We start from the raw sequence: 26,571 nt of genomic DNA, 5'->3' as shown, positions 1-26,571 counted from the left end.
TTATTATATACAAAAATATATGTAGAAAAGCGAAAAATATGATGAGAAACGTTAATAATTATCGAAATAATAAGCGATATGACAATAAAAAACAATAAACTGAATTTATGGAATATTTTTAACAAGTAGTAGTTTGCTCTTTTCTGATAGAGCGTTTTCAAGTACAATATAAATGACTGAATCATCTAACTATTTAGGGGTATAGAGGGGGGAGAAGAGATATGAAACGTAATCCGCTGATTCCGTTCGCTCTTATTGCAGCATTGGGTATTATCGTTATGTTTGTATTTTCATTTCAGGGGCTAAATAAATCTAAAGAGTTAGCTGATGCAAAAAATGGCGGGAAGCCAGCACAAACAGCATCAAAACCAGAGGATATTGTGAAGCAAAGCTGTACGAGCTGCCATGGTGATCAGTTACAAGGGGCAGTTGGACCTAACTTACAAAAAATTGGTGGGAAACTTTCAAAGGATGAAATTAAAGAAATTCTTTCGAAAGGAAAAGGCAATATGCCTGCCAATATAGTTCCAGCTGATCAAGCTGCTAAAGTAGCTGATTGGTTATCGAAGAAAAAATAAAGTTCCGTATGACAAGCCTTTTGCTTATGCAAAGGGCTTGTTTTTCTATATTTTCTAAAATACGATGAATGATAGAGTGGTGAATTGTTGTTATGGGCTTGCAACAACTACTATAAATTCATTATCATGGAGACAGACTGACAAGAGAAGGAGTAATGGAAATACATGAATGAAGTAAAGCTTTCAAAACGATTAGAAGAAGTTGTGCGTGAAATACCAGTAGGATCTACAGTTGCTGATATTGGATCGGATCATGCGTATTTACCGTGTTATACAATTATAAATAATATTGCTACAAAAGCAGTTGCAGGAGAAGTTGTAGATGGACCATTCCGCTCTGCACAAGCAACTGTAGCTGAAAGTGGCTTACAAGATAAGATAGATGTGCGTAAAGGGAATGGATTAGCTGTTATCGCGCCAGGAGAAGTAGATGTAATTACGGTTGCTGGGATGGGTGGAGCGTTAATTCGTGATATTTTAGAAAGTGGTAAAGAAAAATTAAAAGGTGTAACGCGTTTAATTTTACAGCCGAATATTGCAGCGCATCACATTCGTGAATGGTTTATTGAGAATGGATGGGAGCTTATCCATGAAAAAATCGTAAAAGAAGATGGAAAAATTTATGAAATTCTAGTAGGGGAGCGGGGAAACATCGCGTTGCCTTATTCTGAAAATAAACAAGCTGAATTGTTTATGGGACCATTTTTAATAAAAGAAAAAAGTGAAGCTTTTGTTGAAAAATGGGAAGGAGAATTAAAAAACTTCCAAAATATTTTAAAACAGTTAGAACGTGCGACTGATTCTGAAGAAACAAAAGCGAAACGTGAAGAAGTAGAAGCGAAAATGAAAATGATAGGGGAGATTTTATCATGAGTAAAATTCCGAATGGTCATGAAATAATTTCTTTATTTGAAAGTATGTATCCAAAGCATTTAGCGATGGAAGGTGATAAGATTGGTTTGCAGATTGGAGCGCTTAATCAACCTGTGCAGCACGTATTGATTGCTTTAGATGTAACGGAGGAAGTTGTGGAAGAAGCGATTCAATTAGGGGCAAATGTCATTATTGCTCATCACCCTTTAATTTTTAACCCGTTAAAAGCGATTCATACAGATAAGGCGTATGGGAAAATTATTGAAAAGTGTATTAAAAATGATATTGCAATCTATGCAGCGCATACAAATGTGGATGTTGCTAAGGGCGGGGTAAATGATTTACTTGCTGAGGCGTTAGGATTGCAAAATACAGAAGTTTTTGCACCAACATATGCAGAAGAAATGAAAAAAGTTGTTGTGTTTGTGCCAGTCACTCATGCAGAAGAAGTAAGGAAAGCATTAGGAGACGCAGGTGCTGGTCATATCGGCAATTATAGCCACTGTACGTTTAGTAGCGAGGGTACAGGCACATTTGTACCTCAAGAGGGGACAAATCCTTATATCGGGGAAACTGGACAGTTAGAACGTGTAGAAGAAGTGCGAATCGAAACGATTATTCCAGCTTCATTACAGCGAAAAGTGATTAAAGCAATGGTAACGGCGCACCCTTATGAAGAAGTAGCATACGATGTGTATCCGCTTGATAATAAAGGTGAAACGTTAGGCTTAGGAAAAATAGGATATTTACAAGAAGAAATGACGCTTGGTCAATTTGCAGAACATGTGAAACAATCATTAGATGTTAAGGGTGCAAGAGTTGTCGGTAAGTTAGATGATAAAGTGCGTAAAGTAGCTGTACTTGGTGGAGATGGTAATAAATATATAAACCAAGCGAAATTTAAAGGAGCAGATGTATATGTAACTGGTGACATGTACTATCATGTTGCTCATGATGCGATGATGCTTGGTTTAAATATAGTTGACCCAGGGCATAATGTTGAAAAAGTAATGAAGCAAGGTGTACAAAAGCAACTGCAAGAAAAAGTGGATGCAAAGAAATTCAATGTTCAAATTCATGCTTCGCAGTTACATACAGATCCATTCACATTTGTATAAGAAAAATAAAAACCGTTGCTCCATTAGGGCAACGGTTTTTATTATTGTTCTTTTTTCACCTTTACGCGAGGTAATATCTTTTGTAACGGTACTTTTCGAACTCTTTCCCATGTAGCGGGATTCATTGGATTATATTGCTCTAAGAACGCGATAACTTCTTTTGTAATCGGCGTTGGTGTAGAAGCACCTGCTGTGACAGCTACGTTTTCTACACCTTGTAGCCACTCTAATTGAATTTCGCTTACATCAGCAACTCGATATGCTTTTGTACCCGCGATTTCTTGTGATACTTGTGCTAGGCGATTTGAATTGTTACTTTTCGGATCGCCAACAACAATTGTTAAGTCTGCAACATCAGCTTGTTTAGCGACAGCTTCTTGGCGAACTTGAGTTGCTAAACAAATTTCTTTATGGAATTCTGCTGTTGGGAATTTTTTTTGAATGTCCTCCATTAAATGTTGAACATCCCATTGACTCATCGTTGTTTGATTCGTTACTAAAATTTTATCTGTTGGGATTTCTAATGTTTTTAAATCATCGGCTCTTTCGATAAGGTGAACGATGTCAGGTGCAATACCAACTGCGCCTTCTGGCTCAGGATGATTTTTTTTACCGATATAAATGACATGATATCCTTCCGCTTTTTTAGCTTCGATAAGATCATGCGTTTTGGTAACATCTGGGCAAGTGGCATCGATTGTTGTTAAACCTTTTTCTTTTGCGCGTTGTTTAACTTCTGGAGAAACACCGTGTGCTGTGAAAATAACAGTACCAGAATCAATCTTATCTAAAATTTCTAAGCGACTTGGACCGTCTAATGTGATGATTCCATCTTCTTCAAAAGCGTCTGTAACATGTTTATTGTGAACAATCATACCTAAAATATAAATGGGTCTCGGCAATGATTTATCTAATGCGGCGTTACGTGCAATTACCATTGCATCGACAACACCGTAGCAATAACCACGAGGGGAAATTTTAACAATTTTCATATGAGTAATCCTCTCCTTCTAAACAAGGGATACTTTTGTGCATAGTCTTTTACATTATAAAGGAGGAGTGGATAGAAAACAAAGGATTGTTACACATATAGTTTTGGTTTTGTTGCTGTTTGTTGAACTGGTTCTTTCGGTAACTCTTTTTGTATTACAGGTTCAATCACTATTTTCTTTCGTTTTCGTTTCTTTTTTTGAGGTGCAGGAGGCGGACTTTCTACCTCAACTGGCTCTGTTACATTTTCTGTTTGATTTTCTTCCGTGCTTTTTCCAGAGGTGAGGATTTTAACAATGCTTGGTAGACTACGCATAATAGGACCGTACTGTTCGACAACAGGACCTACAGATTGAACGACTTGGGATACTTTTTCGATGTTATTTATCATATTAGTTGGATTCGAAATTAAGTTCGAAAAAAAACTGCCGATGCCACTGCTTGCTGTTACCGCAGCTGTAGTTGCGCCGCCGCGCGTTTCATTTGATTCATACATTTGAGGCGGTATCATTTGCTCAGGGTGTTGCTGCATGTATGGTTGATATTGTGGATGTTGCTGCGGATATTGTTGGTGGTATTGCTGCGGATATTGCTGTTGATATTGCGGCGGCGACGGTGGTTGCTGATGCATCATCGGTTGCCCTTCCATTTGTCGGTAAGGTGGAACCATTTGCATAAAAGGCTCGGTTGGATCGTGTTTTTTAAAAAGCTTGGCAAGAAAACCTTTCTTTTTTTGTGCCATTGGTGGTAGTTGTGGAATTGGATATGGTGTATAAGGTTGCTGCCCTGGATTCGGATACATTTGCCTTGTAGGGGATTTCGGAAACATGTGAGAAATCCTCCTTTCTTCAGTTAGGTATATACACATACAATATGCAATAAAAGGGAAGAAGGTTAGTTTTTGAAGTGAAAACCTAAACTAAAGATGGATTTTACTTGTAGATTTCGATATAATGTAGACTTGACTGATTTGTGCGCGCAGTAGAAATTTTAGAAAGAAGGTGTAACTTATGACACAACAAACTTTTACACAGTATGATTTTAAACCATTTTTAATAGATGCAGTTCGTGAACTACGCTTTACAGAGCCGACAGGAATTCAGCAGAAAATTTTCCCGGTTGTGAAAAAAGGTGTAAGTGTAATTGGACAATCCCAAACAGGTTCTGGGAAAACACATGCATACTTACTTCCTACATTAAACAGAATTAATGCAAGCCGTGAAGAAGTACAACTTGTTATTACAGCGCCTACTCGTGAGTTAGCACAACAAATTTACGAAGAAATCGTGAAATTAACAAAGTTTTGTGCGGAAGACCAAATGATTACAGCACGTTGTTTAATTGGTGGAACTGATAAACAACGCTCAATTGAAAAGTTGAAAAAACAACCTCATATCGTAGTTGGAACACCAGGACGTATTAAAGATTTAGTAGAAGAGCAAGCATTATTTGTTCATAAAGCAAATACGATTATTGTCGATGAAGCAGACTTAATGCTTGATATGGGATTCATTCATGATGTAGATAAAATTGCAGCACGCATGCCTAAAAACTTGCAAATGTTAGTTTTCTCTGCAACAATTCCTCAAAAACTAAAACCGTTTCTGAAGAAGTATATGGAGAATCCAGAACATATTCATATCAATCCAAAACAAGTTGCAGCTGGAAACATTGAACACTATTTAGTGCCTTCTAAACATCGTAATAAAATTGATTTAGTGCATAAAATGCTACTTCAATTTAAACCGTATTTAGCAGTTGTTTTCACGAATACGAAAAAGATGGCAGACCAAGTTGCTGATGGATTAATGGAACGTGGCTTAAAAGTTGGACGAATTCACGGGGATTTATCACCACGTGATCGTAAAAAAATGATGAAACAAATTCGTGACCTGGAATTCCAATATATTGTTGCAACTGATTTAGCAGCACGTGGTATTGATATTGAAGGGATTAGCCATGTTATTAACTATGAGCTACCATCAGATTTAGATTTCTTCGTTCACCGCGTTGGAAGAACAGCACGTGCGGGGCATTCTGGTATTGCAGTGACGATTTATGATCCAGCAAACGAAGAAGCGTTAGATAGCTTAGAAAAACAACGTCATATCGAGTTTAAACATGTAGATTTACGTGGAGATGAGTGGGCAGATTTAGGTGAGCGTCGTCGTCGTAAGAGCCGTAAAAAGCCAAATGACGAACTTGATGTTATGGCAACAAAAGTTGTTAAAAAACCGAAAAAAGTAAAACCAAACTATAAACGTAAACTTGCAACAGAACGTGACAAAGTGAAGAGAAAATACAGCCATAAAAAAAGATAAGGGATTTCCCTTATCTTTTTTTTATCCTGCTAATTTAAATGAAGAGTATAGTCTGTCTAAATAGTCATATGAATTTGTGTAGTGCGTCTTTTGTGAACAAACAATTCACTACATATTTCTACAAATTATGCTATCATTATATCTATTGTATATTGAAGAGGTGATTGTATGTTAAAGATTGGATCTCATGTTTCCATGAGTGGTAAGAAAATGTTATTAGCAGCAAGTGAAGAGGCTGTTTCATACGGTGCAACAACGTTTATGATTTATACAGGTGCACCGCAAAATACACGAAGAAAACCAATTGAAGAATTGAACATAGAAGCAGGAAGAAAACATATGGAGCTGAACGGAATTGAGGAAATTATCGTCCATGCACCGTATATTATTAATGTTGGGAATACGACGAAGCCAGAAACATTCCAATTAGGCGTAGACTTTCTTCGCATGGAAATTGAAAGAACATCGGCATTAGGTGTAGCAAAACAAATTGTTCTTCACCCAGGAGCGCACGTTGGTGCTGGAGCAGATGCTGGTATTCAACAAATTATTAAAGGGCTTAATGAAGTATTAACGCCAGAACAGACGGTTAACATTGCGTTAGAGACGATGGCAGGAAAAGGAACAGAATGCGGTCGTAGCTTTGAAGAAATTGCAAAGATTATTGATGGTGTGAAATATAATGAAAAGCTATCTGTATGCTTTGATACGTGTCATACGCACGATGCAGGATATGATATTGTAAATGACTTTGACGGCGTATTAAACGAATTTGATAAGATCGTTGGTATAGATCGTTTACAAGTACTTCATATTAATGATAGTAAAAATGTACGCGGAGCAGGAAAAGACCGTCATGAAAACATTGGATTTGGTCACATTGGGTATAAAGCATTGCATCACATTGTACATCATCCACAGTTAATGCATGTACCAAAAATTCTTGAAACACCGTATGTAGGGGAAGATAAAAAAGATAAGAAGCCACCATACAAATTGGAAATTGAAATGCTGAAAAACGGCACTTTTGATGAAGGGCTTCTTGAAAAAATTAAAGCGCAATAAGGAGGGGAAATCCCCTCCTTATTTTAGTAGTTGCTGAAATAACGTATTTACTTGTTGGGCAGTGGCAGGGGAAGTTACTTTTGCGATCTGTTTTAAGAGCTCTAGTCGCTCGTTGTTATCGTAAATATTAATATTTTTACCCTTCATAAGTAAAACAATTTGATCAGCTTGTGCTGCTGTAATGGGAACTTCGTATTCTTTGCTATATTTTAATAACTCTTTTGTAGAAATATGATTTAATTTTTTATTAACAATTTGTTTAATGAGGTTCATCTTGTTATCCTCCTTCACGCGTTCTTCTATCGAAATATATGAGCATGTAGCTTGTACATATTCGTATGGAGTTTCTTTTTTCATGAGGAAAAGAAGCGTATGTTATAATATAAGAACGAAACTACAGAAAAAGAGTACAGGGAGGGCTTATGGAGCAAAAGCAACATCGAAAAGAAAGTGTTATTCATCTCATTTATCGTTTAGTTATGATTATTTTTGGAGCAGCATGCGCGGCGGTAGCAATTGAACTATTTTTAATGCCAAATAAAATTATTGATGGTGGAATTATTGGTATTTCTCTTATATTAGATTATCTTACTCCTAACATTTGGTGGTTAAGTTTTTCTACTTTAGTCGTTGTTCTCAATATCCCATTTATGTATTCCGGTTATAAGCAAATTGGAAAAACATTTATGTTATCTTCGACATTTGGTATTGTAGCGTTAGCTTTCATTGAGTCAACGTTACATGCGGTACCACCATTTACAACAGAACCTATTTTAGCGACAGTGTTTGGGGGTCTTATTTTAGGGCTTGGTGTAGGACTTGTAATTCGTCATGGTGGATCGCTAGATGGAACTGAAATTATGGGGATTTTATTAACGAAGAAATTACCGTTCTCTGTTGGTGAATTCGTAATGTTTGTGAACTTATTTATTTTTGCATGGGCAGCATTTGTGTTTGGTGTGGAACAAGCGATGTATTCTGTTATGACGTACTATATCGCATTTAAAACGATCGATACAGTAATTCAAGGGTTAGATGAAACGAAGGCGGTTTTAATTGTATCTGATCAATATGAGGAAGTATCAAACGCGATTTTGCATCGTCTTGGCCGTGGAACTACAAAGCTTGTAGCGAAAGGTGGTTACACGGATAAAGAAAAAGAAGTTATTTATGCAGTTGTAACGCGTCTAGAAGTGACGAAGTTAAAATCAATTGTGCATGAAATTGATGAAAATGCGTTTGTTACGATTATGAGCACGCAAGAGACAAATGGTGGTAAGTTTAAATCGGCTATTCACTAAAAAGTTTATAGGAATATTTTTCGAAAGCAGAGAATTTTTCTCTGCTTTTTGTTATAATAGTAAGGTTTCTTGAAAAAATAGATATATTTTAGGCAGATTGGTTTACAACTATAATAAGCTGTACTATAATTCAAATAGATATAAATCGGAATCATTCTGAATTAAAATAGGTGAGATGCTATGAATAATATATTAGAAATTGAAGGTTTAACATTCCGATACGAAGATCGGAATGTGTTAGAAAATATTAATTTGCAAGTTCCGAAGGGAGTTTTTTTAGGTTTAGTGGGACCGAATGGTTCAGGTAAATCAACTTTACTTAAGTGTTTATTAGGTGTTTTAAAGCCAAAAGAAGGAAGCATTCGCGTGTTTGGCGTTGATAGTAAGAAGTTTAAGGAATGGAACAAAGTTGGTTATGTATCCCAAAAGGCAAATAGTTTCAATTCTGGTTTTCCAGCAACTGTTTCTGAAGTTGTGTCAATGGGACTTGTTTCGAAAAAAGGGCTTTTTCGCTTTTTCACAAAAGAGGATAAGAAAAAGGTAGAAAAAGCAATTGCTGATGTAGGGATGAGTGAGTTTCAAGGTCGTAACATTGGAGAGCTTTCTGGTGGACAGCAACAGCGTGTATTTATTGCTCGTGCGCTCGTTAGTGATCCTGAATTGCTTATTTTGGACGAGCCTACTGTTGGAATCGATGTGAAAAATGTGGAAAGTTTTTACGAAATATTAGAGGATTTAAACAAAAGGCTCGGGATCACATTAATTCTTGTTACTCATGATATGGGAGCTGTTACTGAAAAAGTAACACATGTTGCATGCCTAAACCAACATCTACATTTCCATGGAAATGTAGAGAAGTTCCGAGAGTTAGAAGATGCAGAAATGTCCGTTTTATATGGACATCATGTTCATCGTTTAGAACACGAACATGAGCATCACGGGAGGATATAATGATACAAGATTTTTTACAATATGACTTTTTACGTAATTCTTTATACGCAGGTATTTTAATTGGACTTGTTGCACCACTAATTGGTGTGTTTGTTGTTATTCGTCGTTTATCTCTTATTGCGGATGCATTAAGTCACGTGACGTTATCGGGTATTGCAGCAAGTTTATTACTTGAAAAAACCATTTTTACAGGTGGATTTTTAAACCCCTTATATATGGGGATGATTTTCTCGATTGGTGGAGCGCTACTAATCGAAAAGTTACGAACTGTATATAAGCACTATCAAGAATTAGCAATTCCGATTATCCTTTCGGCAGGGATGGGGGTTGGAGTTATTTTCATTTCACTTGCAAATGGATTTAACACAGACTTATTTAGTTATTTATTTGGTAGTGTCAGTGCTGTAACAAGTACAGATTTAATTATTATTGGGATTGTAGCAATTGTTGTTGTTGCGACAATTATTTTATTATATAAAGAGCTGTTTCTATTATCATTTGATGAGGAATACGCAGTATCAACTGGTTTAAGAGCGAAATGGATTCACTTTATTTTCATTATATTAGTTGCTCTTGTCATTGCAGTATCAATGCGTGTAGTAGGGGTTCTTCTCGTATCATCATTAATGACGTTACCAGTTGCAGCAAGTATTCGTATTGCTAAAGGATTTAAACAAACAATTTTCTTTTCCATTTTATTTGGTGAAATTGCAGTAATTGGTGGAATGTTTGCTTCGTATCAACTTGATCTAGCGCCAGGTGGTACAGTTGTTATGATAGCAGTTCTTATTTTAATCGGTGCGATTTTATGGAAGAAGAAAAAAACTGCATAAAGTAGGGATAGGTATGAATCTAACAGAAGCTTTACGCCTAATGAAAGAAAAAGGATACAAACATACTGGAAAAAGAGAAGAGATGCTCAGATTATTTGCAGCACATAATCGTTATTTAACTGCGAAAGATGTTTTAGAGCATATGAAAGATGATTATCCAGGGCTTAGTTTTGATACGATTTATCGTAACTTAACAGTTTTTGCTGAGATTGGTGTTTTAGAACAAACGGAATTAAATGGTGAAAAACATTTTCGTTTTACTTGTTCTATTATGGAACATCATCATCATTTTATTTGTTTGGATTGTGGAGGAACGAAAGAGATTACTTCCTGCCCAATGGATTTTATGAATAAAGATTTTACCGGTTATGAAGTAACGGGTCATAAGTTTGAAATATATGGTCGTTGTCCAAAATGTGCAAAGTAAAAGCTCGTCGGTTATATAACTGACGAGCTTTTTTACGTAGAAAAGAAGGTTGCTCACAAATATTGTGGCAACCTTCTTTTTATTGTTCTTGCGTCTCTTTTTCTTTTTCTCGTTCAGCAGCCATTTCAGCAGCAATTACGTCGATTTCTTTTTTCAGTTCTTCTACCATTGTTTCTTCTGGTACTTTACGAACGACTTGCCCTTTACGGAACAATAATCCCTCTCCACGTGCACCGGCAATACCGATATCAGCTTCACGAGCTTCACCAGGGCCATTTACAGCGCAACCAAGTACCGCGACTTTAATTGGTACTTGAAGTGTAGAGATGTATTCTTCCACTTCGTTAGCGATGCTAATTAAATCGATTTCAATACGACCACAAGTTGGACAAGAGATAAGTGTTGCTGCGTTAGATGCAAGACCGAATGATTTTAATAGTTCACGAGCAACTTTTACTTCTTCAACTGGATCAGCACTTAATGAAATACGTAATGTATTTCCGATGCCTTTATTTAAGATTGCTCCAAGACCAGCAGCACTTTTTACAGTTCCGGCAAACAATGTTCCAGATTCTGTAATACCTAAATGTAATGGATAATCAAAAGCGCGAGCAGCTTTCTCATATGCTTCGATTGCTAAGTTAACATCAGAGGCTTTCATAGATACGATAATATCGTGGAAATCTAAGTCCTCTAAAATTTTAATATGATGTAGCGCGCTCTCGACCATACCATCTGCAGTTGGGTACCCGTACTTTTCTAAAATGTGACGCTCTAATGAACCAGCGTTTACACCAATACGGATTGGAATACCGCGCTCTTTTGCTGCATTTACAACAGCTTCTACTTTATGGCGACGACCGATGTTACCTGGATTGATACGTACTTTATCGATGCCACCTTCAATTGCTTTTAAAGCAAGGCGATAATCAAAATGAATATCAGCAACAAGTGGAATGTTGATTTGTTTTTTTATATCAGCAATAGCATCTGCTGCGCGTTCATCTGGAACGGCAACGCGCACGACTTGACAGCCGGCTTCTTCTAAACGCTTGATTTCAGCAACTGTTGCTTCAACATCATGTGTTTTTGTTGTTGTCATACTTTGTATAATTAATTCATTATTACCGCCGATTGTTAAATTACCGACTTTAACTGGACGTGTTTTTGTACGATGAGTCATTTCATTCACGAATAGATCGCTCTCCTTATAAAAGAAGTTTCTTATTTAGTCCCTCATATCAATGATAGTATACGTGATATAGGGCTATAGAAACCGAAGTACTCAGTTTCACTTTTACTATTGTATCAGCGCCTTTATGTAATTGACAAGGATTAAGTGATAGCTTATTGATATAAGGGGAATTTATAAGACTTTCCAATTTGTATTTTTGTAGCAGATGTACTTTTGTTTAATTGTTTAAAGTCGTCAATGACTTTTTCTATGGAAGGAATTTTTTTCTTATTAATTTGTTCTGTAATAGAAAGAACTGTCTCACCAGTTTTTACTTCAATTGTTTTATAAGATACATCCGTTTCTTTTTCTGTTTTGTTCTCTTTATTTTGTTGGCTGTCTGTGTTTTCTTTTTTAATCGTTTGAGCAGTAGTTGTTTTTTTATATGCACTTAACATCGGTAAAGTACCGATTTTTATATCGTAATAAAATATATAACCGAGAACAAGCACGAATAGGAATATACCTAATCTCTTCATATTCTTCACTCCTTTGCTAGGAATATATGCTTGTCCAAAAAAAAAATGCCTATTTAGGCATTTTTTATTTTTCTTTCGGTTTGGGTACCTCTTTAATCGTTAAGTATAGAACGATTAAAACAACAGCGATATAAATGAACGTTGCCCCAGGTACGACGATTTTGAATAAATCCATAATCATGAAGAAAATGGTTGGGATTGTGTAGCTATATGCAGTTAGTGTCCAAACTTGTTTATAGGATAGTTTACGTTGACCGCTCATAGCAGAACCGATGAACGCAAGTAAAGTCACGCCTACAAAAGTGATGAATAATTGGAATAGGTACACTAAAAATCCAATAACAAATAATAAAATTGGGTAAATATTATCGAATAAAGAAATAAATTCTTGTAGATCTTTTTTCTCAAGAGATGCACCTAACAAATCGTTATAAGAATACGTTTGTGTTTGACCATTTCCCATAGAGACTACTTTATCTTTTAAAACAAATAAACCTGTTTTATTTTGATATTTTTCTAGGTCTGTTGAATTTGGATCAAATACGAAAAGTGCATTTCCTTCTTCTTTTTCAATAGGTTGATCAATATCGGCTTTTAGTTCGCCATTTTCAATTTTAAAATCAGGTAAATCTTTATCGATGACTTGATTTACCATGCCTACACCATCCTGGATAAAACTACCGTACAAAAAAGTTCTTGGAATAGTAGTAATTAAGCAAAGTAGCATAATATACAAAATGGTTTTACCGATTTTTTGAAAACGGAATAGCGCCATATCTTTAGGCGAGTATATGCTTTTTACGAATTGGGTAAATATGGACATAGATTCACTTCCTTTATGTATGTATAAAATCATTGTAACGTAGGAATCTAGAGAATCTCAAGATATATTATATTTACATATAGTGGAGATAACTAAATTTCTTTTTATTAACTTTCTTCTTTTAAATAAGAAAAATACAATTGACACTTTTCTTTTCTATATGGTAAATTTATCTTACCTTTCTTAAAGGGCATATCCGATAGGAATTCCTTTATTTGATATGTTGTTACATACATAATTGTGGACCCTTAGCTCAGCTGGTTAGAGCAGACGGCTCATAACCGTCCGGTCGTAGGTTCGAGTCCTACAGGGTCCATATCCATTTCACATGTTTATTATGTTAGCAGGAAGCTTCCTTGTAGAAGGAAGCTTTTTTTACGGAATATATGAGCATTTTAATTGAAAAGAAGTGGGAATTTTGCTACTTTAATGATAGCAAGACAATGTGATTTATTTGTTTGCACCCTATGGCAATTAGGGTAGAATGAAGTTGTATGTCACTTAAGTGGCAATACATAAACTGGGAGGAATATAACAATGGCAAAACACGAATTACCAAATTTACCTTATGCGTATGATGCTTTAGAGCCTCACTTTGACAAAGAAACAATGAACATCCATCATACAAAACATCACAACACGTACATTACAAACTTAAACGCTGCTTTAGAAGGTCATGCAGAATTAGCTGACAAAAGCGTAGAAGAATTAGTTGCGAACTTAAACGAAGTACCAGAAGCAATCCGTACAGCAGTACGTAACAATGGTGGCGGACATGCTAACCATACATTCTTCTGGACAATCCTATCTCCAAACGGCGGAGGACAACCTGTAGGTGAACTTGCAACTGCAATTGAAGCAAAATTCGGTAGCTTCGATGCATTCAAAGAAGAATTCGCAAAAGCTGGCGCAACTCGCTTCGGTTCTGGTTGGGCTTGGTTAGTAGTAAACAATGGTGAGTTAGAAGTAACAAGCACTCCAAACCAAGATTCTCCTTTAACTGAAGGTAAAACGCCAGTTATCGGTTTAGATGTTTGGGAGCATGCTTACTACTTAAACTACCAAAACCGTCGTCCAGACTACATCGGTGCATTCTGGAACGTTGTAGATTGGAACGCTGCTGAAAAACGTTACCAAGAAGCAAAATAATTGTAATAAATATAGAAAAAGCTAGGGGAGAGCCCCTAGCTTTTTTCTATGCTTTCCTTTTACATAATTGGGCTTGTCTTTGGAAGACTAGAACATGAAGTAAAGGAGAGTTGTGTATGAAATGGAAACATATAATTGGTGACGTTGAAGTGAATCGGGATTTAGTGTTATTGCTCCTTATAGGAGGTTTATACACGCTCGCAATTTCTTTATCGAATACGTTTGTAAATATTTATTTATGGAAACAAACACAAAATTATGTGAATCTTGGCTTGTATAATTTAGCCAGCGTGGTATTACAGCCTCTCACATTTCTTGTAGGGGGGAAATTAGCGAAACGTATCGATCGCTCGATTTTATTACGGATAGGGGTAGGAACGCTCGCAATTTTTTTTATCGTTGTCTTAGTAGCAGGAAAAAGTGCTTCTCAGTATATTTTATTAATGGGGGCTCTTTTAGGAGTAGGATACGGTTTTTACTGGTTGGCTTTTAACTTATTGACATTTGAAATTACAGAACCAGAAACAAGAGATTTCTTTAATGGGTTTCTTGGACTTCTTACATCCTTCTCTGGGATGATCGGACCAATAGCAGCAGGATACACAATTTCACGTATGGAGAAATGGAGTGGTTATACTGTTATATTCTTTCTTTCATTAGTTCTATTTGCAATTGCTGTCGTCTTAAGCTTCTTTTTATCTAAAAGAGAATGTGAAGGGCGTTATGAAATCGTGCAAGTATTGAAAGAACGACGGATTGATAAAAATTGGGGAAAGATTACACGAGCTCATTTTTTCCAAGGATTGAGAGAAGGAACGTTTATTTTTGTCATTTCAGTATATGTTTATTTAGCAACTAATAGTGAGTTCGCATTAGGAAAATACAGTTTAGTTAACTCTGCTGTATCCTTTGTATGTTATTACTTAGTTGCTCGTATGTTAAAGAAAGAGTGGCGAAAAAAAGCAATTTTACTTGGGGGCATTATTTTATATGCTGTCGTCTTTTTAGTCATTTTCAATGTTACATACACGAAATTACTTATTTATGCGGCATGTATTGCGGTTGCATATCCTATTTTACTTGTTCCGTACGGATCAATGACATATGACGTAATTGGTAGAGCGAAAAATGCGAGAGAATGGCGTGTGGAATATGTCGTTGTTCGGGAGCTGTGGTTAAACGCCGGAAGAATCTGTTCCATTTTAAGTTTTTTATGTGCTGTACTATTCTTTCCACCTGAAAAAAGTTTACCTTACTTATTATGTATTTTAGGTGCTGGACATTTTCTTATTTATTTTGCAGTTAAAAATGTCAAATATGATGAGGGAAATGCGAGTAAAACAAGTGTTGTAACGCAAGGGAACGCGCAAAACCAAACTGAACCAGAAGGTTAACTTCTCGTTTGTTTTATGCTAGAATAGAAAAAGATGTAAGACAGCAGTGAGGACACCTGTAGAAGGTGTCCCTTTCACATTACATAGCTGTTGGTAGAGGGGGTTTGTATGAGCAAGAAGCAGAAGCAAAATAAGAAAAAGACCCACGTTCCTTTTCGGTTAAACGTGCTGTTTTTCTGCGTGTTTTTAATGTTCTCCGCGGTTATTGTAAGGCTCGGATATGTACAAATTGTTCGCGGTGAAGAATATAAGAATGAAGTGGAGAAGAAAGAAAACTCAACGATAAGTAATCCTGTACCGCGTGGGAAAATATTTGACCGTTATGGGCGACCTGTAGTAGATAATGCAGCCGTTCGTACTATTACATTTACAAAAATGAAAGGATCAACTGCAGAAGATCGCTTAGAAACAGCGAAAAAGCTAGCAGATTTGATTGAAGTACCGACAGATAAATTAACAGATCGCGATAAAAAAGATTATTGGCTTGCTATGCATAAAGAGGAAGCTAAAGAAAAAATTACGAATAAAGATCGTCAAGAGTTTAAAGATAAAAAAATTGATGATAAAGAATTAGACGAGCGTCAGAGAAGTCGTGTAACAGAAGAAGAGATTAATCAATTATCCGCAAAAGATCTAGAAATACTAGCGATTAAAAGTAAGATGGACGGCGGATATGCAATGACACCTCAAGTTATTAAAAAGGATGCTACAGAAAAGGAATATTCGATTATTAGTGAAAACCTAGCAGCATTACCAGGTGTAGATACGAATGTTGATTGGGAGCGAAAATATACGTACGATGATTTATTCCGAAGTGTACTTGGTGGGGTGTCGACATCTGATGAAGGCTTACCGAGAGAAAGACTAGATTACTATCTTGTTCGTGACTATAATCGAAATGACCGAGTAGGAAAAAGTTATCTTGAACAACAGTATGAAGATAGTCTGCACGGTACGAAAGCAGAAGTTAGAAATGTTACAGATAAAAACGGTAATATTTTAGAAACGATTAATGTATCAAAAGGACAAAGTGGTAATGACCTGAACTTAACAATTGATATGGAATTACAAAAGCGCGTGGAAGATATTCTTGCGAAGAATTTAATGAGGTTTAAAGGAAGCGAACCTCTTTTAGATCGCGCATTCGTTGTAATGATGAACCCAAAAAATGGTGAAGTTTTATCTATGGCGGGGAAACAATTAGTTAACGAAGATGGCCAAACGAAAGTAAATGACTTTGCATTAGGTACCATGACAAGTTCTTATCCGATGGGATCAACTGTAAAAGGTGCAACAGTACTTACTGGATATCAAACTGGTGCGATTCAACCAGGGGCAGTACAATTGGATGAACCAATTAAATTAAAAGGTACACCTACGAAGTCGTCTTGGAAAACGATGGGATATATTAATGACCTTACAGCTTTAAAAATGTCTTCTAACGTTTATATGTTTAAAACAGCGATGAATATTGCCGGTGTTCAGTATGTGAGAGGTGGTACGTTAGATATACCTCAAAAAGCATTTGATACGATGCGTTATTATTTCGGACAGTTTGGACTTGGTGTAAAAACAGGAATTGATTTACCGAATGAATCTGCTGGTCAGATGGGTAGAAGTAGTCAACCAGGTTTCTTACTAGATTTATCAATTGGACAGTATGATACGTATACACCGCTTCAATTAGCGCAATATATTTCGACGATTGCCAATGGCGGATATCGTATGCAACCACAAGTTGTAAAAGAAATTCGTCAACCGGCAGTGAAACCAGATGAAGTTGGGAAAGTTGTTCAATCTATGGAACCGAAAGTATTAAATCGTGTTGATATGCCGGAATCGCAAATTAAACGCGTTCAAGAAGGATTTAGACAAGTGTATAATGATTCGGGTGGTACAGCTACAAAATACTTTACAGGTGCAAAATATAAAGCGGCAGGGAAGACAGGTACCGCGCAAACTGTGTATGGCGGAGATAAAGAGATTGGTAGAAAGGCAAACGGTGAACGTGTGGAAACATATAACTTAACATTAGTAGGTTATGCGCCACTTGAAGATCCAGAAGTAGCATTCTCTGTTGTCGTTCCGTGGGTACATGATGATAAGACTGGTATTAATGGATATATTGGTCGTGAAATTATGGATGCTTACTTTGATTTGAAAAACAAAGAAGTAAATGGTCAAGCTTCAAAAGATGATAAAGACAATAAAAATAAAGATCAAGATGATGAATAAAAAAGTTGTAAAAAAGCACACTATCTGAAAAGATAGTGTGCTTTTTTTTATGGTTTATGCATATCGTGTAATAAATGTGGACAAGTATACAACATTGGAAAAAGCGCGGCCGTATAAATGATACTTGTATATGGTGGGATAGGGGATAAATATTTTATAGGGAAATCATCAGAGGAAATGAATAGCTACTAATGAATTAAAATTGTATCGTATGTTGATTTTTGTGGAACTTTACAAAACTTTTACAAACAATTAAAACCGAATTAATAGTTTAGCAGTATTCTTATATCTGTAATCCTGTTATTTCCGGTTACTTCTAGGAGGAAGAACACGTGAAATGGATGCGTACACCTATTAAAATTTTCGTATTATCAATATGGTTCCTCTGTTTTGAAATGTCTACTGCATTTGCTTTAAATGATACGGGAGAAGTGAGAGTTGATGGATCCTCAACGGTTTTTCCTATTATAGAAGCAGTAGCGGAGGAATATACAAAGGTGCATCCAGACGTGAAAATTTCCATCAGTATTTCTGGAACTGGGGGAGGATTTAATCGTTTCAGTAAAGGAGAAGTAGATATAAATAATGCTTCGAGAGTAATGAAACAAGTCGAGAAAAATGAAATGAAGAAAAACTCTATTCAGTTCACACCTTTTGAGGTTGCTAACGACGGTCTTACGATTGTTGTGAATCGCCACAATACATGGGTAGACGATATGTCAGTAGACGAGTTACGACTACTTTGGAGTGAAGATGGAAGAGAGAAGCGATGGTCACAAATTCATTCAACATGGCCACGTGAACAAGTGAAGTTTTATGCACCAGGCGTAGACTCTGGTACGTATGATTATTTTCAAAATGTCATCTTACAAAATCATCGCATTGTAAAAAAAGTCTCTTTGTCTGAAGATGATCAAGTTATTATGCAAGGGGTAATGAATGATAAACATGCCATTGCTTTTGTAGGATATGCTTATTATATGGCTAATCGAGATAAGGTGAAAGCAATAAAAGTAAATGGTGTATTTCCGACGAAAGAGACCATTCAATCAGGTAAGTATAAGCCGTTATCTAGGCCGCTACTTGCTTATGTGAATAATGCATCTATCCGAAATAAAATGAATGTAGCAAACTATGTTGAGTTTATGATTCAGCATGTCGGTAACCTCGCTGAAGAGGTCGGGTATGTAAAATTACGAAAAGAAAAATACAATGAACAGCTGCGTATGTTAACAGAAATAAAAAGGTAATGTCGGGGTGGAAAGGGGTTTTCATCTTTGGCTCATAATGACAAAAGTCAAATTACATTTTCTGTACAACATTTGATTGAAAGAAATACAAAACAAAGAAAAAAAACGCAGCGAATCAATCGAATAGTACCTTTATTACTAAAAATAATTGCTAGCGTTTCTATTGTGACGACACTTGGAATTGTTTTTACGCTTTCTAATGAAACAATCATGTTTTTTCAAAAAATATCATTATACTCCTTTTTGACGGAGAAAGAATGGTTACCATTTTTTGAAGATCCTAAATTCGGCATATTACCACTTATATGTGGAACGTTCCTTGTAACAGCAATTGCTATGTTTGTAGCAATTCCTATCGGTTTAGCGTGTGCCGTATTTTTAAGCGAATATGCTTCAAATAGTGCACGGAAAATATTAAAGCCGATGTTAGAGCTATTAGCAGGTATCCCGACAATTGTATATGGTTTTTTTGCATTAACAATTGTTACGCCACTTTTACAAAGGATTATACCAGACTTACAGTTTTTTAATGCGATTAGTCCAGGAATCGTTATCGGATTTATGATGATGCCTACAGTTGCATCTCTATCTGAAGACGCGATGAGAGCTGTGGCGAAAGGGACGAAAGAAGCTTCATTAGCACTCGGAGCGACGCGGTTTGAAATGGTAAAACAAGTGGTGTTTCCGTCCGCTTTTACAGGGATTATGGCAGCAATTATATTAGCGGCTTCTCGTGCAATTGGTGAAACGATGATTGTTGTAATTGCAGCAGGATCCACACCAAATGTATCGCTTGATCCGACACATTCTATTCAAACGTTAACAGCCTATATTGTACAAGTAAGTTTAGGTGATGCTCCGCATGGAACGATTACGTATTACAGCATGTATGCTGTAGGTGCAACGTTATTTTTGTTTACTTTTATTATGAACATCATTTCGCAGTCAATTATGCGCCGTTTTAGGAGGATGACATAATATGCGAATGTTGAATCATAAAAAAATACAAAAAAACATGGCATCACGCTTTTTAAAAGATCGAATTTACAAATTGTTATTTTATATAGCAATTTTATTTTCAATTGTAATTTTGTTTTTGTTACTGTTTCAAATTGTTGAAAAAGGTATAAGTTATCTTTCAATAGATTTCTTTACAAATTTCGCTTCACGTAATCCGAAAGAAGCTGGTATTGCTGCAGCTTTGTCAGGGACAATATTATTTATGAGTATTGTTATACCTGTTTCTTTTATATTTGGAGTTGGAACAGCACTTTATTTAGAGCAATATGCGAAGGAATCTCTATTTAAAAAAATAATAGTGATTAATAATCAAACGTTAGCAGGAGTACCATCCGTTGTATTTGGATTGCTTGGTTTAACTATTTTTGTATATGCTCTTCATTTAGGAGAGAGTATAGTTGCAGCAGCACTGACGATGAGTTTACTCGTTTTACCAACAGTTGTTGTGGCGAGTCAAGAAGCAATTCGATCAGTACCAAGTGTATTATTAGAGGGTTCTTACGGATTAGGTGCTACGAAGTGGCAAACGATGTATCAAATTGTATTGCCATATGCTTTCCCAGGGATTATAACGGGCTGTACGTTAGCGATATCAAGAGCAATTGGAGAAGCTGCACCACTATTAGTTATTGGGGCACTTGCGTTTGCAAATTATGTTCCATTTAGTATGTTTGATAGATTTACAGTTCTACCAATTCAAATTTTTAATTGGATGAGTAGGCCAAAAGAAGAATTTCAGTATGTAGCAGCAGCTGGGATGATTGTTTTGTTAGGTTTGTTGCTATTTATTAATATATTTGTTTTATGGTTACGAAATCGAAAATAAGTTGGAAGTGGATGAAAGGGGAATTCAAATGGTAGCAACAGTAGTAAATGTACAGGTGAAAAACGAAGAGAAAATCGAGACTGCGCCAAAGAAGGTAGTATTTGATACGAAAAACTTAAATTTATGGTATGGGGAAGACCATGCTTTAAAAGATATTAATTTAAGTATTCATGAGAATGAAGTTACAGCCATTATCGGTCCAAGTGGCTGTGGTAAATCAACTTACTTAAAAACATTAAATCGCATGGTAGAGCTAGTACCGATCGTTCGAACTACAGGTGTAATTGAGTATAGAGAACGCAATATATTTGATAAATCATATCCAGTTGAAGAATTAAGAACGCATGTAGGAATGGTGTTCCAAAAGCCAAATCCATTTCCAAAATCTATTTATGAGAATGTAGCATACGGTCCAAAAATCCATGGTATTCGTGACAAAAAGGCATTAGATGAAATTGTTGAAAAAAGTTTACGTGGAGCAGCGATTTGGGATGAGTTAAAAGATCGTTTGCACGATAATGCATATGGTTTATCTGGTGGACAGCAACAGCGTCTATGCATCGCACGCTGCTTAGCTATTGAGCCAGACGTTATTTTAATGGATGAGCCAACATCGGCATTAGACCCAATTTCAACATTAAAAGTAGAAGAATTAATTCAAGAGCTAAAGAAAGATTTTAGTATTGTTATCGTAACGCATAATATGCAACAAGCAGCGCGTATTTCAGACAAAACAGCTTTCTTCTTAAGCGGGGAAGTTGTGGAGTATACAGATACAAACAAATTATTTACGACTCCTTCAGATAAGCGTACAGAAGATTATATTACAGGTCGCTTTGGTTGATATCGTTTCAAAGCTAAGAGCAAATGCCCTCTTAACAGAGGGCATTTCTTATTTTATCTTACTGTTAATAGAGAAGTAATACTTCTCCTTATCTTAAGGTTTATTACAAGCGCAAGAGGCTATGTAGGAGATTTGCCCCGCTATTTGCAGGCAGTAAGCCCCCCACCTTAAAATTTAGCGAAAGCAAAGAAGTTAGGGAGGGGATCTTGCTGCCTATAAAAGCCCGATTGATGAGGGTTGATTAAAGTTTCACTTTTATATAATGGCACATAATATTGAGGGGGAAGAAAAATGGTAAGAGAACAGTTTCAAGGTGATTTAAAAGCGTTACAGCAAAAGGTGATCGAGCTTGGAGAATTAGCAAATGCGGCTTTATTGATTGCTATGGAAGGTCTGCATACAAGGGATGTAGAGAAAGCGTTAGAGGTCATTGATGGTGATTACCGCATGGATAATTTAGAAGAGGAAATAAACGATCTTGCGCTTATGCTCATTACGAAGCAGCAACCTGTAGCAAGTGACTTAAGAAGGATTTTTATTTCAATTAAAACAGCGACAGATTTAGAGCGTATTGCAGATCATGCTGTTAATATTGCAAAGGCTACAATTCGTCTTGGGGAAAAAGAAGTGGCTGTTAGTTTGCACAACCTGGATGAAATGTTTGCGGTTGCAAATGAGATGTTGCATTTAGCGTTAGAAGCATATGAACAAGAAAATTTAACTTTTGCGAAACAAATTGCTGAAATGGATGATTCCGTTGATGAAATATATGGAAAAGCAATTCGTGAGTTTATATCTTCAGTTCCGGAACAACCAGAAGCAATTACGCAAATTACACAATTATCATTTGTCGCGAGATATATTGAGCGTGTAGCAGATCATATTACAAATATTGCTGAAAATGTCTTTTATTTAGTAAAAGGAAAGCATTATTTATTGAATGAGTAGGAATTAAAGTAGGTGATGAGAAATCACCTGCTTTTTTTAGTCAAAACATGACAAAAAAAGCTCGTTGTTTCCTTTAGTTTATGATGATAAGATGTATCATAATATAATGGAAAAATTAGTATATATGTTTGTCGTTAATAAGTATTATTTAACAATTAATAGTAAGCGCTTTCTTGTTGTTTGAAACGTACGTTTTTATAGGTGAGAAATTTAATTATATGGTCTTCTAAATGAGGATTTGTTTAACTAATCAAGTTTATGCTGCTAGTTCATGTGGGATAGGGAATATACATATGGTATATGGAGTTATTGAACATTATATAAGTGGAGGCTGAAGTATATGAAGGGGGTTATTTTAGCTGGAGGAAAAGGAAGACGCCTTAGGCCATTAACATGTAATACTCCAAAGCCGATGTTACCATTATTAGAAAAACCAGTTTTAGAATATAATATTGAGTTATTACGCCAGCATGGTATTCGTGAAATTGCAATTACTGTTCAATATATGAGTACGACCATTAAGCAATATTTTGGTGACGGTAGTAAATGGGGAGTTAACTTGTATTATTTTGAAGACTCTCCTCCGCTTGGCACAGCAGGGAGTATTAAACAAGCAGAACAATTTTTAGATGAAACATTTGTTGTGATAAGCGGGGATGCATTAACTGACTTTCAATTATCAGAAGGAATTGGGTTTCATGAACAAAAGAAAAGAATGGTAACAATGTTTGTGAAAGAAGTAGAAAATCCACTCTCATTTGGATTGGTTGTAATGAATAAAGACCAGGAGGTTACACGATATATAGAAAAGCCGGGCTGGAATGAGGTAGTATCTAATGTTGTGAATACAGGCATATATATTATGGAACCAGAAATCTTTTCTTACATACCGCCTAGGCAATTTTTTGATTTCAGTCATGATGTGTTTCCGCTATTGGCAAACAAAAATGTGTTATTCGCATATTTGTCAGAAGGTTATTGGTTAGATATCGGCACATTTAATCAATATCGACAAGCACAATTTGATTTGTTAACGAAAAAGTTACAAGTACCTATTCCTTATACGGAAGTATTACCGATGGTATGGATGGGAGAAGGGGTGACGATTGGTAAAGGGACGAAAATTCATGGCCCCTCTTTTATTGGAGAAGGAGCAAAGATTGGTACAGGAGCTGTAATTGAGCCATATTCTATTATTGGGAAAAATAGTATCGTTTCAAATTATTCTCATCTTCAAAAGAGTATTGTTTTTGCAAATGCCCACATTGGGAAGTATTGTGAACTATTAGAAACGACAATAGGAGAGCGTACAATAGTTGAAGATGATGTTACACTGTTTCAAAAAAGCGTTGTAGCGGATCACTGTCATATCGGGAGAAGTACGGTAATTAAGCAAAAAGGAAAACTATGGCCTTATAAGGCGATTGATAGTCATTCGATAGTAGGAGCGGCTGGTATTCAAGAGAGTGAAATGAGTGCAGGGTGGTTACAAAAAAGCCGCATTGTAGGAAGAGGGAATGTTGAAATTACTCCCCAGTTTATCGTGAAGATTGCGATGGCGTATGGTTCTCTTTTTACAAAAGGAGAAAGTATATTAATTGGAAGTCAAGAAAATATAGAAACAACCTCTTATAAAAATTTATTTTTACATGCTATTCATGGTATAGGGATTCATACGATGGAATGTAAAGAAATGAACGAGTCACTTTTTCAATATAGTGTTCATCATTTGCAATGTGCAGGTGGTGTTTTCATTCAAGTGGAGAATGGGAATGAGATTGTTATAAAGTTATACGGTCAAGCTGGCATGCCGTTAACGTATAAGCAGCAAAAAGAGATAGAACAAGTATATATGTCCGAATTGTTTTATTACGTGCATGAGAAAGAAATGGGGCGTAATAAGCTGGTTCATGTTTCTATGAATGAGTATATAGAAGTTATATTGGAGCATATTGATATCGAGAAAATACAGATGCAGAAGTTTCATCTTCTTATTAATAAGAGAAATGATACGTTGCAACATTTACTCATGCTCTTTCTGCAAAGACTTGGTTGTACAGTTACATGGATTTATGCAAGCGAACAAAAAGATCATGTGAAAGCTTTGATGAAATCAAGTAAAGCGAATATGGCTCTTATGTTTTCTGAGCAAGGAAATCATTTCGAGTTATACGATAAACATAGTAATATTTACCAAGGTACAGATTTGGAAGAGGTAGATATTCCGGATTTCTTACTCGAATCGACAGGAAATATTTACCCAATGTCTTTGAAGTTAGGAGAATGTTATCTTCTATTTTATACGCAGGATGAAAGAAAGTCGTTTCAAGTAAGGTGGAAGCGAGATATTTTATATCGAATTGGAAAATTATTTGAGCTAATAGCATTGCAAGGAAAAAAGTTTCTCAGCATAGTAGAGCAATCACCTCCGCTCTATTTACTTTATGATGAAGTGGTATGTTCATGGAATGAAAAAGGAGAAATTATGAGGAAATTATTGGATGATATGGAAAGGAAGGGAGAAGGTATATTTGAAGGAGTACAGTTCAAATATACTGAAAAAGAGTGGTCTTATATCGTTTCTGACACAAAACAACCAAAGTTTTTGGTGTATTCACATGCTAGAAACCCAGTAATAGCAAGGGAAAACATGAAAAATCTTATAGAAAAAATTAGACAATATCAAAAGGTGTAGAATTTTTATTTTAAAAGTGGTATTATAGTATAGTCTGATTTAAGTTATTAGTACTGGAGGGAAATAAGAATGCGTGTGAATATTACTCTAGCATGTACAGAATGCGGAGATCGTAACTATATCTCAAAGAAAAATAAACGTAACAACGCTGAGCGTATCGAGCTTAAAAAGTATTGCAAGCGTGACAAGAAGTCTACGTTACACCGTGAAACAAAGTAAGCAGTAGGAATATTTTCCTACTGTTTCTTTTTTTATTCGATTCCTATGTTAAAAGTGATACACTATCAGCATAGAGTAAAGTGTCACTGTAAGGGGGAGAGTGTGTGAAAGTAGAGAAAGTACGTTTACGTAAACAAATAATAGAACACATGAATTCTTTATCAGAAGAACAGTATACAACTTTATCAGAACAGATTGCATTTTCGTTGTATGCGCAAAAAGAGTGGGTTGAAGCTAAAACAATTGGAATTACTCTTTCAATGGAAAATGAAGTGAATACATATCCTATTATCGAAAAAGCTTGGGAAGAAGGAAAGAAAGTTGTAGTTCCTAAGTGTAATAAAGGAACAAGAACGATGTCTTTCCGGCAAATTAATAATTTTGATCAATTAGAAACGGTGTATATGAATTTACGTGAACCGATTCCTGGGCTTACGGAAGAAGTGAATATGGATGAAATTGATCTTCAAATTGTGCCGGGCGTAGCTTATACAGAACGAGGAGAGCGAATTGGGTACGGCGGTGGCTATTATGATCGTTATCTCGTGCATTATAAAGGGAAAACGCTATCATTAGCGTATGATTTTCAAATGGTAAAACACATTCCGGTAGAGCCATTTGATAAAAACATAGAAAAAATTATTACAGAAAAAGGAACAATACTTATAAATAAGCTTGTATAGACAAATAAAAATTGACGAGACTTTTTCTTCTTGATTATAATAAAATATGTGAACGTTTTCTTATTATAATTTTTTATAGTAAGTGAGTATAGAGGGTGATGAAATGGTATCTATTTATGATATTCAGCAATTGCTAAAGAAATTTGGTACGATTATTTATACGGGAGATCGAATTGCAGATTTACAATTAATGCAAGATGAATTGCGTGAATTAAATCAATCACAGCTAATCGATCCACAAGACTATCAAACAGCTTTATTTTTATTGAAGCAAGAAATTCAAAAAGAGCTAAATAAGAATTAGATAAAGGTAGG

27 protein-coding genes and 1 tRNA gene are annotated in these 26,571 nt (G+C 35.8%); 22 read left to right on the top strand and 6 right to left on the bottom strand.

What is annotated here, in order from left to right:
* Positions 1–221 precede the first annotated feature (221 nt).
* From cccA to BAQ53_RS20255, 3 genes are all read left to right on the top strand, one after another.
* Entirely contained in the window at positions 222–578 is a 357-nt protein-coding gene (cccA, locus tag BAQ53_RS20265) for a cytochrome c550 (RefSeq protein WP_000828141.1), read from the top strand.
* A 165-nt stretch (positions 579–743) separates the two neighbouring features.
* On the top strand, positions 744–1,451 hold the full coding sequence (locus BAQ53_RS20260) for a tRNA (adenine(22)-N(1))-methyltransferase (protein WP_001006535.1): 708 nt from the start codon (positions 744–746) through the stop codon (positions 1,449–1,451).
* The gene (locus BAQ53_RS20255; protein ID WP_208906198.1) at positions 1,448–2,569 is read left to right on the top strand and encodes a Nif3-like dinuclear metal center hexameric protein; all 1,122 of its coding nucleotides are present in this window, start codon (positions 1,448–1,450) and stop codon (positions 2,567–2,569) included. Before BAQ53_RS20260 ends, BAQ53_RS20255 begins: the two co-directional genes overlap by 4 nt.
* 41 nt (positions 2,570–2,610) lie before the next feature.
* On the opposite strand, the gene BAQ53_RS20250 is transcribed toward BAQ53_RS20255, so the two are convergent.
* Positions 2,611–3,561, bottom strand: a complete 951-nt coding sequence (locus BAQ53_RS20250) for a 4-hydroxy-3-methylbut-2-enyl diphosphate reductase (protein ID WP_000706662.1) — start codon at positions 3,559–3,561, stop codon at positions 2,611–2,613.
* 89 nt (positions 3,562–3,650) lie between these two features.
* A complete protein-coding gene (locus tag BAQ53_RS20245) occupies positions 3,651–4,388 on the bottom strand; it encodes a YqfQ family protein (RefSeq protein ID WP_208906197.1) in 738 nt (245 codons plus the stop codon).
* 181 nt (positions 4,389–4,569) lie between these two features.
* Here BAQ53_RS20245 and BAQ53_RS20240 point away from each other — a divergent pair, with 181 nt between their 5' ends.
* Both BAQ53_RS20240 and BAQ53_RS20235 read left to right on the top strand, forming a co-directional pair.
* Positions 4,570–5,880, top strand: coding sequence for a DEAD/DEAH box helicase (locus tag BAQ53_RS20240; protein WP_000194018.1), 1,311 nt, complete (start codon positions 4,570–4,572; stop codon positions 5,878–5,880).
* Between the two features lie 168 nt (positions 5,881–6,048).
* Positions 6,049–6,945, top strand: a complete 897-nt coding sequence (locus BAQ53_RS20235) for a deoxyribonuclease IV (protein ID WP_000912460.1) — start codon at positions 6,049–6,051, stop codon at positions 6,943–6,945.
* A gap of 18 nt (positions 6,946–6,963) precedes the next feature.
* Here the strand turns inward: BAQ53_RS20235 and BAQ53_RS20230 are convergent, their stop codons facing one another.
* Positions 6,964–7,218 carry a DUF2624 domain-containing protein gene (locus tag BAQ53_RS20230; RefSeq protein WP_001048954.1) on the bottom strand — a complete coding sequence of 85 codons (255 nt, stop codon included), beginning with the start codon at positions 7,216–7,218 and terminating at the stop codon, positions 6,964–6,966.
* A 149-nt stretch (positions 7,219–7,367) separates the two neighbouring features.
* Here BAQ53_RS20230 and BAQ53_RS20225 point away from each other — a divergent pair, with 149 nt between their 5' ends.
* The 4 genes from BAQ53_RS20225 to BAQ53_RS20210 all read left to right on the top strand — a co-directional run bounded on the left by BAQ53_RS20225 (position 7,368) and on the right by BAQ53_RS20210 (position 10,457).
* Entirely contained in the window at positions 7,368–8,246 is an 879-nt protein-coding gene (locus tag BAQ53_RS20225; RefSeq protein ID WP_000435963.1) for a YitT family protein, read from the top strand.
* A 180-nt stretch (positions 8,247–8,426) separates the two neighbouring features.
* Positions 8,427–9,197, top strand: a complete 771-nt coding sequence (locus tag BAQ53_RS20220; protein WP_208906196.1) for a metal ABC transporter ATP-binding protein — start codon at positions 8,427–8,429, stop codon at positions 9,195–9,197.
* Entirely contained in the window at positions 9,197–10,030 is an 834-nt protein-coding gene (locus tag BAQ53_RS20215; RefSeq protein ID WP_208906195.1) for a metal ABC transporter permease, read from the top strand. The genes BAQ53_RS20220 and BAQ53_RS20215 overlap by 1 nt, the downstream gene beginning before the upstream one ends.
* A gap of 13 nt (positions 10,031–10,043) precedes the next feature.
* Positions 10,044–10,457: a Fur family transcriptional regulator gene (locus BAQ53_RS20210; RefSeq protein ID WP_001054516.1), complete on the top strand. Its 414-nt coding sequence runs from the start codon at positions 10,044–10,046 to the stop codon at positions 10,455–10,457.
* Positions 10,458–10,536: 79 nt separating this feature from the next.
* Here BAQ53_RS20210 and ispG read toward each other — a convergent pair whose 3' ends face one another.
* The 3 genes from ispG to yqgB all read right to left on the bottom strand — a co-directional run bounded on the left by ispG (position 10,537) and on the right by yqgB (position 12,993).
* Complete coding sequence (ispG, locus tag BAQ53_RS20205; protein ID WP_153577907.1) at positions 10,537–11,640, bottom strand: flavodoxin-dependent (E)-4-hydroxy-3-methylbut-2-enyl-diphosphate synthase; 1,104 nt, start codon at positions 11,638–11,640, stop codon at positions 10,537–10,539.
* A gap of 164 nt (positions 11,641–11,804) precedes the next feature.
* Positions 11,805–12,170 (bottom strand): protein YqfZ, encoded by a 366-nt coding sequence (gene yqfZ / locus BAQ53_RS20200; RefSeq protein ID WP_000825404.1) that lies wholly within the window; start codon positions 12,168–12,170, stop codon positions 11,805–11,807.
* Positions 12,171–12,234: 64 nt separating this feature from the next.
* Positions 12,235–12,993, bottom strand: coding sequence for a protein YqgB (yqgB, locus tag BAQ53_RS20195; protein ID WP_000021894.1), 759 nt, complete (start codon positions 12,991–12,993; stop codon positions 12,235–12,237).
* Positions 12,994–13,235: 242 nt separating this feature from the next.
* Between yqgB and BAQ53_RS20190 the strand changes: the two genes are divergently transcribed.
* The 13 genes from BAQ53_RS20190 to BAQ53_RS20130 all read left to right on the top strand — a co-directional run bounded on the left by BAQ53_RS20190 (position 13,236) and on the right by BAQ53_RS20130 (position 26,560).
* Positions 13,236–13,309 (top strand) — tRNA-Ile (locus tag BAQ53_RS20190).
* Positions 13,310–13,530: 221 nt separating this feature from the next.
* Complete coding sequence (gene sodA, locus BAQ53_RS20185) at positions 13,531–14,142, top strand: superoxide dismutase [Mn] (RefSeq protein ID WP_001052031.1); 612 nt, start codon at positions 13,531–13,533, stop codon at positions 14,140–14,142.
* Positions 14,143–14,258: 116 nt separating this feature from the next.
* Positions 14,259–15,536, top strand: coding sequence for an MFS transporter (locus tag BAQ53_RS20180; RefSeq protein ID WP_000871387.1), 1,278 nt, complete (start codon positions 14,259–14,261; stop codon positions 15,534–15,536).
* Between the two features lie 108 nt (positions 15,537–15,644).
* On the top strand, positions 15,645–17,771 hold the full coding sequence (locus BAQ53_RS20175) for a peptidoglycan D,D-transpeptidase FtsI family protein (protein ID WP_000038991.1): 2,127 nt from the start codon (positions 15,645–15,647) through the stop codon (positions 17,769–17,771).
* Positions 17,772–18,103: 332 nt separating this feature from the next.
* Entirely contained in the window at positions 18,104–19,021 is a 918-nt protein-coding gene (locus BAQ53_RS20170; protein WP_000871823.1) for a PstS family phosphate ABC transporter substrate-binding protein, read from the top strand.
* Between the two features lie 27 nt (positions 19,022–19,048).
* On the top strand, positions 19,049–19,999 hold the full coding sequence (gene pstC, locus BAQ53_RS20165; protein WP_000940914.1) for a phosphate ABC transporter permease subunit PstC: 951 nt from the start codon (positions 19,049–19,051) through the stop codon (positions 19,997–19,999).
* A gap of 1 nt (position 20,000) precedes the next feature.
* Positions 20,001–20,867, top strand: coding sequence for a phosphate ABC transporter permease PstA (gene pstA / locus BAQ53_RS20160; RefSeq protein WP_001242558.1), 867 nt, complete (start codon positions 20,001–20,003; stop codon positions 20,865–20,867).
* 28 nt (positions 20,868–20,895) lie between these two features.
* Entirely contained in the window at positions 20,896–21,711 is an 816-nt protein-coding gene (gene pstB, locus BAQ53_RS20155; RefSeq protein WP_000226680.1) for a phosphate ABC transporter ATP-binding protein, read from the top strand.
* A gap of 291 nt (positions 21,712–22,002) precedes the next feature.
* On the top strand, positions 22,003–22,659 hold the full coding sequence (gene phoU, locus BAQ53_RS20150) for a phosphate signaling complex protein PhoU (RefSeq protein WP_000251240.1): 657 nt from the start codon (positions 22,003–22,005) through the stop codon (positions 22,657–22,659).
* Between the two features lie 340 nt (positions 22,660–22,999).
* Positions 23,000–25,354 (top strand): sugar phosphate nucleotidyltransferase, encoded by a 2,355-nt coding sequence (locus BAQ53_RS20145; RefSeq protein ID WP_208906194.1) that lies wholly within the window; start codon positions 23,000–23,002, stop codon positions 25,352–25,354.
* Positions 25,355–25,423: 69 nt separating this feature from the next.
* Positions 25,424–25,573 carry a 50S ribosomal protein L33 gene (gene rpmG / locus BAQ53_RS20140; protein ID WP_001265616.1) on the top strand — a complete coding sequence of 50 codons (150 nt, stop codon included), beginning with the start codon at positions 25,424–25,426 and terminating at the stop codon, positions 25,571–25,573.
* 104 nt (positions 25,574–25,677) lie between these two features.
* Entirely contained in the window at positions 25,678–26,256 is a 579-nt protein-coding gene (locus tag BAQ53_RS20135; protein ID WP_000861927.1) for a 5-formyltetrahydrofolate cyclo-ligase, read from the top strand.
* A 103-nt stretch (positions 26,257–26,359) separates the two neighbouring features.
* The gene (locus tag BAQ53_RS20130) at positions 26,360–26,560 is read left to right on the top strand and encodes a YqgQ family protein (protein WP_000253699.1); all 201 of its coding nucleotides are present in this window, start codon (positions 26,360–26,362) and stop codon (positions 26,558–26,560) included.
* Positions 26,561–26,571: the final 11 nt, after the last annotated feature.

It is taken from the genome of Bacillus sp. B25(2016b) (genome assembly GCF_001679765.1).
Taxonomy (GTDB): domain Bacteria; phylum Bacillota; class Bacilli; order Bacillales; family Bacillaceae_G; genus Bacillus_A; species Bacillus_A thuringiensis_K.
The sequence above is the reverse complement of the archived record's forward strand: the minus strand, read 5'-3'. Positions and strand labels throughout refer to the sequence as shown.